The sequence below is a fragment of the Variovorax sp. W2I14 genome, from assembly GCF_050435205.1.
In the GTDB taxonomy this organism is placed as follows: domain Bacteria; phylum Pseudomonadota; class Gammaproteobacteria; order Burkholderiales; family Burkholderiaceae_C; genus Variovorax; species Variovorax paradoxus_C.
This window is the reverse complement of record NZ_JBNDJX010000001.1, coordinates 6,240,581-6,253,264: the sequence shown is the minus strand read 5'-3', so window position 1 is coordinate 6,253,264 and position 12,684 is coordinate 6,240,581. Positions and strand designations below refer to the sequence as shown.

At 65.4% G+C, this 12,684-nt stretch carries 11 protein-coding genes; 5 read left to right on the top strand and 6 right to left on the bottom strand.

All coding sequences use genetic code 11. The annotated features are described in order from the left end of the window. Positions 1–45 precede the first annotated feature (45 nt). The 3 genes from slmA to QF040_RS29165 form a co-directional block, all read right to left on the bottom strand. Positions 46–693: a nucleoid occlusion factor SlmA gene (slmA, locus tag QF040_RS29175; RefSeq protein WP_306880539.1), complete on the bottom strand. Its 648-nt coding sequence runs from the start codon at positions 691–693 to the stop codon at positions 46–48. A gap of 66 nt (positions 694–759) precedes the next feature. Beyond that, on the bottom strand, positions 760–1,653 hold the full coding sequence (gene argB, locus QF040_RS29170) for an acetylglutamate kinase (protein WP_013539261.1): 894 nt from the start codon (positions 1,651–1,653) through the stop codon (positions 760–762). A gap of 50 nt (positions 1,654–1,703) precedes the next feature. Then, positions 1,704–2,801 (bottom strand): glycosyltransferase family 4 protein, encoded by a 1,098-nt coding sequence (locus QF040_RS29165; RefSeq protein WP_429613859.1) that lies wholly within the window; start codon positions 2,799–2,801, stop codon positions 1,704–1,706. A 45-nt stretch (positions 2,802–2,846) separates the two neighbouring features. On the opposite strand from QF040_RS29165, the gene QF040_RS29160 reads away from it, so the two are divergent. Beyond that, the gene (locus QF040_RS29160; RefSeq protein WP_429613858.1) at positions 2,847–3,617 is read left to right on the top strand and encodes a galactosyltransferase-related protein; all 771 of its coding nucleotides are present in this window, start codon (positions 2,847–2,849) and stop codon (positions 3,615–3,617) included. 78 nt (positions 3,618–3,695) lie between these two features. Further along, positions 3,696–5,741, top strand: a complete 2,046-nt coding sequence (locus QF040_RS29155; protein WP_429613857.1) for an acyltransferase family protein — start codon at positions 3,696–3,698, stop codon at positions 5,739–5,741. Here the strand turns inward: QF040_RS29155 and QF040_RS29150 are convergent. The 3 genes from QF040_RS29150 to QF040_RS29140 are packed head-to-tail and all read right to left on the bottom strand — an operon-like array spanning position 5,738 to position 9,651. Further along, positions 5,738–6,790, bottom strand: a complete 1,053-nt coding sequence (locus QF040_RS29150; RefSeq protein WP_429613856.1) for a glycosyltransferase family 2 protein — start codon at positions 6,788–6,790, stop codon at positions 5,738–5,740. The two genes, QF040_RS29155 and QF040_RS29150, sit on opposite strands and share 4 nt — an antisense overlap. A 27-nt stretch (positions 6,791–6,817) precedes the next feature. Continuing rightward, complete coding sequence (locus QF040_RS29145; protein WP_429613855.1) at positions 6,818–7,822, bottom strand: glycosyltransferase family 2 protein; 1,005 nt, start codon at positions 7,820–7,822, stop codon at positions 6,818–6,820. Continuing rightward, positions 7,819–9,651, bottom strand: coding sequence for a glycosyltransferase family 2 protein (locus QF040_RS29140; RefSeq protein WP_429613854.1), 1,833 nt, complete (start codon positions 9,649–9,651; stop codon positions 7,819–7,821). Before QF040_RS29140 ends, QF040_RS29145 begins: the two co-directional genes overlap by 4 nt. Before the next feature lie 95 nt (positions 9,652–9,746). On the opposite strand from QF040_RS29140, the gene QF040_RS29135 reads away from it, so the two are divergent. The 3 genes from QF040_RS29135 to QF040_RS29125 are packed head-to-tail and all read left to right on the top strand — an operon-like array spanning position 9,747 to position 12,670. Beyond that, the gene (locus QF040_RS29135; RefSeq protein ID WP_429614709.1) at positions 9,747–11,165 is read left to right on the top strand and encodes a mannose-1-phosphate guanylyltransferase/mannose-6-phosphate isomerase; all 1,419 of its coding nucleotides are present in this window, start codon (positions 9,747–9,749) and stop codon (positions 11,163–11,165) included. Positions 11,166–11,197: 32 nt separating this feature from the next. Next, entirely contained in the window at positions 11,198–11,965 is a 768-nt protein-coding gene (locus QF040_RS29130; RefSeq protein WP_429613853.1) for an ABC transporter permease, read from the top strand. A 3-nt stretch (positions 11,966–11,968) separates the two neighbouring features. Continuing rightward, on the top strand, positions 11,969–12,670 hold the full coding sequence (locus QF040_RS29125) for an ABC transporter ATP-binding protein (protein ID WP_429613852.1): 702 nt from the start codon (positions 11,969–11,971) through the stop codon (positions 12,668–12,670). Positions 12,671–12,684 lie beyond the last annotated feature (14 nt).

The following is a 12,684-nucleotide window of genomic DNA, read 5'->3' as shown; positions in this document are numbered from 1 at the left end:
TGCCGCGGCGGACCGGCTGGGAAGCCGGCCGGCCTTGCCGTCACTTCAAACGATCAGGGCGATCGTGGCTTCCAGGTGTTCTGAAGGCGCGCGGCGGAAACCCGAGCGCGCAAAGCGCTGCAGTTGCCCGACCACGAAGGCGGTGAGCGCGGCGGCGCGCACCTGCGCATCGACGGAGGGCGTGGCCGACCCTTCGGCGGTGGCTGCGCCGCGCAGCACCTGGCGCAGCGTGGATTCGATCTTGTCGAAGAACTGGTTCATGCGCTGCTGCAGGCGCTCGTTCTCGTAGACCAGCGCATCGCCGACCATGACGCGCGTCATGCCCGGATTGCGCTCGGCGAACTGGACCAGCAACGTGAGGATGCGCGCGGCTTGCTGGGCGCCGGTGGCGCCCTCGCGCTCGAGGATCTGGTTCACCAGGGTGAACACGCTCTGCTCGATGAAATCGATCAGGCCCTCGAACATCTGGGCCTTGCTCGCGAAATGACGGTAGAGCGCAGCCTCGCTCACCTCGAGCCGCGCGGCCAGCGCCGCGGTGGTGACCCGCTCGGCGCCGGGCTGCTCCAGCATGGCGGCCAGCGCCTGCAGGATCTGCACGCGCCGCTCCCCCGGTTTCGGACGCTTGCGCGTCGGGGTGGCTGGCGTTTCCGCTGAGGTCTCTACGCCGGGAGCAGCTGTCTCTTCGTTCTGCATGGGAGCGCGTGCAAAGATGTAATCAATTGATTCTCGCACAGCGCAACAGGCGCTCCCCCCGCCCGCTCAGCGGGCGCGAATCATCGTCCCGTAGGCCTGGTCGGTCAGGATCTCCAGCAGCATCGCGTGCGGCACGCGGCCGTCGATGATGTGCACCGCGTTCACACCGCTCTTGGCCGCGTCGAGCGCGCCCTCGATCTTGGGCAGCATGCCGCCCGAGATGGTGCCGTCGGCGAACAGGTCGTCGATTTCGCGCGCGCTCAGGTTGGTGAGCAGCTTGCCGTTCTTGTCGAGCACGCCGGGCGTGTTGGTCAGGAGCATGAGCTTCTCGGCCTTGAGCACGGTCGCGAGCTTGCCGGCGACGACGTCGGCGTTGATGTTGTAGCTCTCGTTCTCCTCGCCGAAGCCGATCGGGCTCACGACGGGAATGAACGCGTCGTCCTGCAGCGCCTTCACCACGCTGGGGTCGATGGAGACGATGTCGCCGACCTGGCCCACGTCGTGCTGCACGTTGGGATCGGTGCGGTCGGCCAGCTTGAGCTTCTGCGCGCGGATCAGGCCGCCGTCGCGTCCGGTCAGGCCCACGGCCTTGCCGCCGGCCTGGTTGATCAGGCCCACGATGTCCTGCTGCACCTCGCCGGCCAGCACCCATTCGACGACTTCCATGGTCTCGGCGTCGGTCACGCGCATGCCCTGGATGAAGCTGCCCTTCTTGCCCAGCTTGTTCAGCGCGGCCTCGATCTGCGGGCCGCCGCCGTGAACCACCACCGGGTTCATGCCGACCAGCTTGAGCAGCACCACGTCTTCGGCGAAGTCGGCCTGCAGGGCCGGATCGGTCATGGCGTTGCCGCCGTACTTGATGACGATGGTCTTGCCGTGGAACTTGCGGATGTACGGCAGCGCCTGGGCCAGGATCTCGGCCTTGTCGCGCGGGGGAATGTTGAGGACGGGGTCGGTCATGGGCGGTCAGGCTCCAAAGCGTTGATCGATGGGAACGAAAGGAAATTCTCTCAAGGCCGCAGCCAGCGCGGGACCTTGAACCTGACGATCATCAGGTACGCACCCACGTACGTCGTGACGAACAGCAGGCAGAACAGCATCAGCACGACGGTGTTGTTCCAGAACAGCACCGCAGGCACCACCGACAAGGCAGCGAACATCCAGAGGTAAGGCGAGGTGCGGTTGTTGCGCGCCAGCAGTTGCCGCGCCTCGTCGTCCGCCAGCGCCACGCGCACGATGCGGCGAAAGATCAGCTGGTGGAAGTGCAACGCATCGGCCGTGCCGGGCGACTGGCCGCGCGCGAGCTTGCGGTAGATGGAGAAAAGCGTCTCCCACACCGGGTAGATCAGGAGCAGCATCGGGAACCAGGGCGACACCACGCGGTGGCGCTGTACCAGCGTCACGCAGGCCACGGCGATCACCATGCCCCAGACGTAGGCGCCGCCGTCGCCGGCAAAGATCTTGCCGCGCGGATAGTTCCAGACCAGGAAGCCGACCGTGGCGCCGACAAGGCAGACCATCATGGCCGCCAGCTGCCGGTCGCCCACCTGCAGGGCCACGTGCGAGATCGCCAGGCAGACCAGCACGGCGACCGTGCCTGCCAGGCCGTTGTAGCCGTCGATGATGTTGAAGGCATGCGGCAGGCCGCCGATGGCGAGCGCCGCGAACAGCACGGTGGCATACGGCAGCATCGCCAGCCAGCCATCGACCATCGGGATGCCGGTGCGCGCAACGCCCAGGCCGAGCAGCCAGCACACCAGGAGGGCCGAGCCCATGGTGAGGCCCAACCGGTAGCGCACCTTCACCTTCTGCGTCATGTCCTCGACGATGCCGCCGAGCACCGCGGGCAGGATGCACACCAGCGTGAGCATCGAGGTCTTGACCGGCCACGACACGTTGAAGGGATCGGTGCCGGTGATGCCCGCCGCCAGCCAGGCCACCCCCATGCCCATCAGGATGCCCGCACCGCCCAGGCGCGGCACGTGGCCCTTGTGAAAGCGCTGCGGCATGTCGGCGCCGTAGAGCCGTGCGTGCCTGCGCGCCCGGCGCATGAAGAGCTGGACCGCGAAGGCGGCAACGAAGAAACTGATGACGATCAGGGCAATCATGTGTGGGAGTTGGGGAACCCTAGAATTCCCGAGCGAAATTAGACCATGCCCACGCCTTCATCCCCCGCCTCCCCCGCTCCTTTGCCCCCGATCACCATTTCCATCGTGAGCCACGGCCAGCTCGCCTTGGTGAAGCCGCTGATCGACCAGTTGGACCGGCACAGCCGCGCGTCGATTGCCAAGGTCGTGCTCACGGTGAACATTCCCGAGCCTGACGTGCTCGCGGGGAAAAGCTGGGGATTCGAGGTCGAGTGGATCGAGAACGCGAGCCCCAAGGGCTTCGGCGCCAATCACAACCAGGCTTTTGCGCATTGCACGACGCCCTGGTTCCTGGTGCTCAACCCGGACATCCGTTTCGACAGCGACGTGCTCGCGCCGCTGATCGTGCAGGCCGCACCTGACGCCGGCCTGATGACCCCGCGCATCCTGGAACCCGGCAAGCCCGGGCCCGAGCCGCACCGGGCTTTGCTCACCCCCGTCGAGATCCTCGGGCGCAACAAGCCGGGCTATGTGCCACCGGCCGTGCCCGCATGGATTCCGGGCCTGTTCATGCTGTTCCGGAGCGAGTCCTACCGCCAGATCGGCGGCTTCGACGAGCGCTTCTTCATGTACGGCGAAGACTTCGACATCTGCGCCCGCACCCAGCTCGCGGGCTGGAAGCTGCAGGTCGGCGAAGACCTGCTCGCGCGGCACGACGCGCAGCGCGCGAGCCACCGCAGCAAACGCTATCTGTACTGGCACGTCACCAGCCTGCTCAAAGTGTGGCGCTCGGGAGCCTTCTGGCGCTACCGGCGGATGCAGCGGCCCGGCGCCTGACGAGCGCACTGAGCGGGGCGAAAAGCGTTTGCGAGGACAATCGGGAACGAAAAAAGCAAGCGCGCCTTCACACAGACGATGACGACGACAACAACGACGAGCCCGACGTTCCATAACGAACCCGCCCACCTGGTTCACCCCAAATACCGCCCGGACATCGACGGGCTGCGCGCCGTGGCGGTGCTCTCGGTCCTGGGTTACCACGCGTTCCCGCAGTGGATCAAGGGCGGCTTCATCGGCGTCGACATCTTCTTCGTCATCTCGGGCTTCCTGATCACCACGATCATCCTGGGCAGCTTCGAGGGCGACGGCTTCAGCTACCGCGAGTTCTACGCCCGGCGCGTGAAGCGGATCTTCCCGGCGCTGGCGCTGGTGCTGGCGGCCACGCTGGCCTTCGGCTGGTATGCGCTGCTGCCCAACGAATGGGTGCAGCTGGGCAAGCACGTGGCCTCGGGCGCCGGGTTCGTTTCGAACTTCGCGTTCTGGAGCGAGGCGGGCTACTTCGACAACGCCGCCGAGACCAAGCCGCTGCTGCACCTGTGGTCGCTGGCCATCGAGGAACAGTTCTACATCTTCTGGCCCGTGCTGCTGGGCCTCGCGTGGAAGCGCAAATGGCGCGTGCTCTGGGTGGTGGGCATCGTGGCGGGGGCGTCGTTCCTCCTCAACGTGACGACCATCCACAGCCACCGCACGGCCGCGTTCTATTCGCCGCTCTCGCGCTTCTGGGAGCTGATGATCGGCGGCATGCTCGCGTACATGCGGCTGCACCGGCCACTGCCCAAGCCGGGCTGGGGGCGCCATGCGCAGTCCATCGCCGGGCTGGCGCTGATCGTGCTGGGCCTGTGCCTCATCCGCGGCGGCAAGGCCTTCCCGGGTTTCTGGGCGATCCTGCCGGCGCTCGGCGCCTTCTTCTGCATCGCCGCCGGACCGACCGGCGTGCTGAATCGCTACGTGCTCGCGTCCAAGCCGATGGTGTGGGTGGGGCTCATCAGCTACCCGCTGTACCTCTGGCACTGGCCGCTGCTGGCGTATGCGCGCATCCTGGAAGGCAAGCTGCCGTCGGACGGCATCCGGGCGCTGATGCTGGTTGCCTCGTTCGTGCTCGCGTGGCTGACCTACCGCTTCGTCGAGCGCTACACGCGCAAGTCCGAGAACCCCACGGTGACCTCGGGCCTCGTGGCCGCGATGGTCGGGTTCGTCGTGCTCGGCCTCCTGGCCACCTCGGGCTACTACGTCGGGCGCCACAGCGACCCGTACTTCAACAAGACGGCGGCCGCTGCCAAGGACTGGGGCTACCCGGACGGCCTGAGCCCGATCAAGGTCGATGGCGAGGTGCTGCAGCAGATCGGCCACGGCAAGCGCCGGGTGCTGTTCTTCGGCGACAGCCACATCGAGCAGTACGGCCCGCGCGCGGTCGAGCTGAGCAAGACCGCGCCCGACACGCTCGACTCGCTCTCCTTCGCAACCTGGGGCGCCTGCCCGCCGATTCCCAACGTGGTCGACGAGCAGAACAACCTCTGCGCGGAGCGCCGCGACGGCGGCATGCGTCTCGCGGTGAGCGACAAGTTCGATGCGGTCGTCTTCGGCGGCTGCTGGAACTGCTACTTCTCGGAGACCGGCAAGCCCAACGCCGACAACGCCGCGGCCGACCGCTACTACTACCAGGACGGCAAGAACAAGCGCCGCTTCATGGGCGGCGGTGGCGCGGACTTCGCGCTCAATACGCTGGAGACCGTGCTGACTGCGCTGTCCAAGCACAAGCAGGTCTACCTGCTGCTGGACAACCCGGTCGGCGAAGGCTTCGGCCCCGAGGAGTTCGTGAAGGGCGGCCGTCTGGGCAACATGACCGTCGGGCGCATGTCGCCGACTGCGCCCTGGGTCTCGGAGCAGAAGGCGCTGCACGAGCGCATGCGCCAGATCGCCAAGCGCAGCGGCGCCATCGTGATCGACCCGATTCCGACGCTGTGCGAGAAAGACTGGTGCACCCGCGCGGATGCGGATGCCACGCCGATCTACAAGGACGCCGGGCACCTGCGCGCGGAATACGTGCGCAAGTTCGCGACGTGGATCGATGCGGCGATGACCACGCCGAAGCAGCCGGCAGCGGCTGCGCCGTCCCGCTAGGCGTAAAGGCGCCGGAGACTCCGGATGCCGGGCAGGCGCGTGATGGCGCCGACCAGGCGCACCACGCCCGGCGGGCAGTGGTTGAGCAGGAACAGCGTGATCCGCAGGCGCAGCTTCTTCTTGCGCCCCACATACGGGTTGGCCAGCACCATCGCGCCGTATTCGTTGAGGATCGCGGTCATCTCCTCGCGGTACTGGTCGTCGTTCTTGATCGACTCGATCGCGTGGTTGACGAAGTACGGCTGGAACCGGGGCACAAGGCAATCGCGGAAGTAGTAGCGCCCGCGCAGGTGCTCGTCGGGGAACATCTGGGTGAGCTTCTTGAAGTACTTGAAGCGGCTGCGGATCATTCGGATGCCGAACGACGTGCTGGCCGTGTGGATGCACCAGACGGTGACGGCCTTGTCCACGAAGTAGTTGCTGAATCCCTTGCGGAAGATGCGCAGGAACAGGTCGTCGTCCTCGAAGCCCATGAATTGCGAATCGAAACCGTCGACGGCTTCGAAGGCCTTGCGGCTCACCAGCGCGGCCGACGGCAGCACGAACATGTCGTTGCGCAGCAGGTCGTTGATGTTGCGCTTGGGATGCGTCGCGTGCTCCTTGATCACGCCGGTGCGGATCACGTTGCCGTCGGCATCGGCCTCGTACAGGTCGGCGTAGACATACCCGAACAACCGGTCGCCGACAGGAATCGACGCTGCCAGCGTTTCGATGTGATTGGGCAGGTAGAAGTCATCCTGGTCGAGAAAGCAGATGAAGTCCGAGGTAGATGCCTTCACGCCGGCGTTGCGTGCCGAGCCCTGTCCGCCATTCTCTTTGTCGATGATGCGGAACGGATAGCGCGCGGCCAACGCGTCGAGCGAAGCGCGCTCCTCGGGACGCGAGCCGTCATTGACCACGATGACTTCGGTGGCGGGCACGGACTGCTCGAAGACGCTCTTCACGGAACGCTCGATGAAATCGGCACCGTTGTAGAACGGGATGATCACCACGACGCTCGGCCAGGCGGTCGGCTGCGCTGCGATGGTGGAATCTGGGGAGGCGTTCATTGGGTTCATGGTTCTTTGGGGCGGAGCCTACACAGATTCGAAAAGGTCGCGGACCACGCCGCGCACGCCTCGGCCGAACTTGTCGTAGCGGCCGGTCATGGCCTCGCGGGCGATCGGCACGATGCGCGCGAGCCGTGACGCAGGCAAGGCGGCGCGAAAACGCTGGTGCACGATCTTGCTGCGCACCTTGGCGATGATCTCGGGCGGCACGCGGTCGCCCAGCTGGAGCAGGCGCTCCAGCAACAGCTCGGCCTTGATCGCACGCTCGACGTGCGTGTTGCCCCGCGAGGCGAGCGCCTTGCGCACTTTTTCCTTGAACGTGTCGCGCCGCGCGCCGATCTGGTTGGACTCGTGCTGCCGGTATTCGATGAGCGGCTGCTCCAGCAGGTCGACCCTCGCCGTGGTCGATGCGACGATGGCCAGCCATTCGTCGTGCACCCACTCGACAGGCAGCGGCAAGGCGTCGGCCAGCAGCGCGCGGCGAAAGACTGTGGTCGCGCCGGTCACCAGGTTGCGGCGCAGCAGTGCGTCGAAAGCCTTGCCGCCGTGCACCTGCGCGAGCTCCAGGGGCGTGACCTCGAGCGCGTGGAAGAGCGTCTGGTTCAGGTCACGGCGCTCGGAATCGACCAGCCGTGCATCGGTGTGCAGCAGCATCAGGTTGGAGTCCTGCTCGAAGTGCGCCACCATCACCGCGAGCCGGTCGGGCATCCACACGTCGTCCTGGTCGCTGAGCGCGATCAGCTCGCTGGTGCAGGCGCTGATGGCCTGCTCGAAATTCTTGACAACGCGCAACGCGACCGGATTCTCGAAGACCCGCAGCGCGATCGGCGGACCCGGGCGCTCGGCCGCGCATTCGGCGACGGCGGCGCGCACCACCTCCACCGAGCCGTCGCGCGAGGCGTCGTCGGACAGCACGATCTCGACCGGCGGCCGGGTCTGCAGACAGATGCTGCGCACCTGCTCGCGGAGGAACCGGGCGCCGTTGTAGGTGCAGAGCGCGACGGAGACTTCGAGGGGACGGGGATCGTTCATGGGCGGGTTGTCGGGGCGGTGCTGTCGCGGGGGGTGCGCGGCGGCCATGCCAGGTCGAAATCCTCGGTGTCGAGCGTGAGATTGGGGTTGTAGGCGGGGTCGTCGGCGATCAGCCCGGCCCAGCGGCTTTGCATGAACGCGGACTCGCGCGCGAGCCGGTCGCGCGATTCCGCCGCCACTTCGAGGCCGCGGCTCGCCGATTCGTGGTGCAGCAGTTCGGCATACGGCGTCCAGACGTTGCGGTAGCCGGCTTGACGCAGGCGCAGGCAGAAATCGACGTCGTTGTAGGCCACGCCGAGTTGCGCTTCGTCGAGCCCGCCGACCTGCTCGTAGAGCGACTTGCGCACGACAAGGCAAGCCGCCGTGACCGCCGAAAAATTCTGGACCAGCTGTGCCCGCCCGCCATGACCCGCGACGCTCGATGGCAGGTGCTTGTGCGCATGCCCGGCCATGCCCCCGATGCCGAGGACGACGCCGCCGTGCTGGATGGTCATGTCGGGATAGAGCAGCTTCGCGCCGACCGCGCCCACGCCGGGCTGCAGCGCGAGCGAGACCATCTCATGGAGCCAGTCGGGCGAGATGACTTCGATGTCGTTGTTGAGCAAGCCGACGAGCTCCCCGCTCGCCTGCGCGACGGCGGCGTTGTTCAGCGCCGAGTAGTTGAAGGGGCGGTCGTCGCGGATCACGGTGATGCCCGGTTGCGCGCCGAGCGCCGCGAAGTACGCGAGCGCCTCGGGGTCGTCCGAGCCGTTGTCGACCAGGAGGATCTCGTAGTTGGGATAGGCGGTTTCGAGGACGATGCTCTCGATGCACTGGCGCACGAGGTTCACGCCGTTGCGGGTCGGGATGACGAGCGAGACGAAGGGCGGCGCCTCGGGCAACGCATAGCGCGCTCGGAGGCCGTGGGGCATCGCTTCGGCGGTGGCCGCGGTGCCAGTGCGCTGGAAATGGCGGTCGAGTGCTTGCTCGTCGGCCGCACCGGGCGCCGCACGCGGAGCGCTGGAATGGCTGAGGATGCGCGGGATGTGGCGGATCTGGTCAGGCCGGATGCGCTCCACGCAACGCAATGCCAGGTCGAAGCCTTGCGCCCCCTCGGCGGCGGCGTTCAGCCCCTCGGCTTGGTCGAACAGGCCGGCCTGTATCACCGCCATCGGCGAGAAAAGATTGCGGGAGAGGAACAGGTCCGGGTTCCAGTCGGGCTTGAAACAGGGGTTGCTGCGCTGCCCCGCGGCATCGATCGCGTCCGTATCGGCATACAGCATGCGGGCCTCGGGATGCGCGACGACCTCCTTCGCGATCATGAAGAGCGCGTGGGCGGACAGTGTGCAGTCCGGCTCGAGCCAGACGATCCAGTCCGCGTCCACGGGCGCGGTCGGCGGGCCGACCTGGAGCGTCCACTCGCTATAGGACTGGGCCGACAGGGACTGGGTTGCTTGCTGCAGCGATGCTGTGCTTGAAATCAACACCAGGAAGCGCGGGCGCGCTGGCCATGCCGCCATGACCTCCGCGCGACGACTGCCTTCTGGAGCGCCGCTGCCAAGGCTGTCGTAGCGAGCCACCCAGTCGGCGTAGCTTCCTCGGGGGACAGGGGCCGCGGCCGCCGGAACGCCGCGGACAAGGCGCTGAAAATGCCCGCTGAGCCATCGCAGCGGCGCGGTCAGGCGCCAACTGCTGGACTGCGTCATGCTGCGCACCTGCGCATCCAGGGCCTTGACCTGCACCTCCAGCAAACCGATTTGCCGCTGCAGCTGTGCATTGCTCGAAGCGATGTCGAGCCCGCGCCGCCGGGGAAAGGGCTGCGCAGCCGGCAGCGTGGGCTTACTGAACATTGCTCGAGATCACAAAAATAGACGCTTCCAATCGTTACCGGGGCGGCCCGCTGGGGACCGGTAAAATTATCCCCTTCTTCACACCCTATAAAAATATGCGCGTCCTTTCAGTTGTGCTCTCGGGGGGGGCAGGTTCACGGCTTTGGCCAGCATCGCGCCAGGCGTTCCCCAAGCCCTTCATGAAACTGGGCGGGTCGTCCTTGTTGCAGCAAGCCATCGAGCGAGGCCAAGCCTGCGGCACCGGCGACCTGATGATCGTCACCAACAAGGACCATCTTTTTCTTACAAGGGATGTACTGCGGCAGATGAGCGACCCCCCAGAGGCCACGCTGCTGCTGGAGCCCAAGGGCCGCAACACCGGTCCGGCCATCGCCCTCGCCGCGCTGCAATGCATTCAGCAGTTCAGCGGCGACACCGTCATGCTGGTGCTTTCCGCCGACCACCTGGTGCCGGATGTCGAAGCTTTCGTGGCCAGCGCAAGCCAGGCATTCAAACTTGCCACGCAAGGGGCGCTGGTCGTTTTCGGCATCAGCCCTACCGGGCCGGACACGGGCTTCGGCTATGTCGAGGTCGCCAAGGTATCGCGCGACAACCAGCCCGCGAAGCGCTTCGTCGAAAAGCCCGACCTCCAGACCGCGCAGGAATACCTCGCGACTGGCCGCTACTACTGGAACAGTGGCATGTTCTGCTTCACGGCCGATGCGATCGTTGCAGCCTTCGAAAAATATGCGCCGGAATTGCTGGCCGCGGCACGCCACGCGTTGAAGTCCTCGCAAGCCGCCGACAACACCATCCAGTTCGACCTGCATGCATTCGGCCTGCAGCCAGACATCAGCATCGACTATGCCGTCATGGAGCCGGCGGACAACGTGTATGTGGTGCCGGCCAAGTTCAGCTGGAGCGATGTGGGCTCATGGCCAGCGGTCGCCAAGGCCCACACGCCCGATGCAAGCGGCAACACCATGCCCTCGGACGTCGTTGCGATCGACACCACGGGCACGCACGTGCAAATCGACAGCCATGTCCCCAAGCTGGTTGCCACATTGGGTGTGCATGATCTCGTGATCGTCGATACGCCCGATGCGCTGCTCGTGGCGCACAAGAACAGCGCGCAAGAAGTGAAGCGGGTCGTCGATACGCTCAAATCCCGCCAGCATGAAACGGTGCATCTGCCCGCCGTCGTTCACCGTCCGTGGGGCACCTATGCCTCGCTCAAGGAGGAAGACGGATACAAGGTCAAACGCATTACGGTAAAACCGGGAGAGTCGCTGTCCTTGCAATATCACCACCAGCGCGCCGAGCACTGGGTCGTCGTCCAAGGACGCGGCATCGTGCAGATCGGCGAACTCGAACACGTCACCCTGCCGGGCCAGTACCGGTACATCCCATTGAAAGAGAAACATCGCTTGACCAATATCGGCGAAGAAGAACTGGTGCTCATTGAAGTCCAGTGCGGCGGCTACCTGGGCGAGGACGACATCGTCCGCCTGGCAGATACCTACGGACGCGCATGAGCCAAGTTCACTCCAACCTGCATCGCAGCGCCTTGGCGGACTGGTGGGAAGGCACCCGCCGTTCCGACATCTGGTGGACCCTGGCCTGGTTCGATATCGTTTTGCGCTATCGACGCTCGATGCTCGGACCGCTGTGGCTCACGCTAAGCATGGGGGTCATGATCGGCGGCATGGGGCCGCTGTATGCATCGCTGTTCGGCAGCGAGCTGTCGCGGTTCTTTCCGCATCTGGCACTCGGCGTCATCTTCTGGGGCTTTTTCTCGAGCATCGTGACCGATGCCTGCAATGCCTTTGTCGGCTCCTCCAACTATCTGAAGCAAGGCTACTTTCCGATCAGCCTGTTCGTCTGGCGCAGCCTCGCACGAAACCTGATTCAGTTCGGCCACCAGATCGTGCTGTACATCCCGGTGGCCCTGTGGGCGGGCATTTCGCTGTCATGGTCGGTGCTGCTGATCTTGCCGGCCTTCGCCATCCTCATTCTCAATGCGCACGCCTTGGGTCTTCTGCTGGGCCTGATCTGCACGCGCTACCGCGACGTGACCCAGATCGTGACCAGCGTGATGCAGATGCTGATGTTCCTCACCCCCGTGTTCTGGCTTCCTGAAAGTCTTCCGAGCCGCGCAAAGTACGTGCTCTGGAATCCCTTTGCACAGATGCTCGACCTGCTGCGCACCCCTCTGATGGGCGGTGTGGCGCACATTCATAGCTGGATCGGTATCGGCGTATGGACTGTGCTCTGCGTGGCCGCCGCGATCGTGCTGTTCGCCAAATACCGCCGCCGCGTCGTCTACTGGCTCTGATCCATGGCATTCATCTCACTCAAAAACGTCGCCGTCAATTTCCCGATCTATGGAGCGGGCGCGGCATCGCTCAAGAAGACCCTGGCGGCTTCCGTCACAGGCGGGCGCTTCGGCAAGGAAACCGGCGTCACCGTGGTGCAAGCGCTCAGCGGCATCAACCTCGAACTCAAGAGCGGCGACCGGCTGGGCCTCATCGGCCACAACGGCGCGGGCAAGTCGACATTGCTGCGCACGCTGGCCGGGGTCTACGAACCGTCGTCGGGTGAATTCGTGCGCCAGGGTTCGGTCGCCAGCCTGATCGACCCCGCATTGGGCATCGAGATGGACGCCACGGGCATCGAGAACATCATGCTGCGCGGACTCGTGATGGGCATGAGCAAGAAAGAGGTGGACCGGCTCTCGCAGGACATCTGCGAGTTCAGCGGGCTTGGCGAATACGTCAACATGCCGGTGCGGACCTATTCGACAGGCATGATGATGCGGTTGGCTTTCTCGATTTCTACGAGCGTCGAGGCAGACATCCTGCTCATGGACGAATGGCTGTCGGTCGGTGATGCGGCATTTACCGAGAAGGCAGAGAAGCGCATGAGGGATGTGGTGGCAAAGTCCGGCATTCTGGTACTAGCCTCGCATTCACCGGAATTGATCGCCAAGGAATGCAATCGCGTGATTCACATGGAACACGGTCGAATCGTCGAGCAGTAGATCAGCCAAAAACA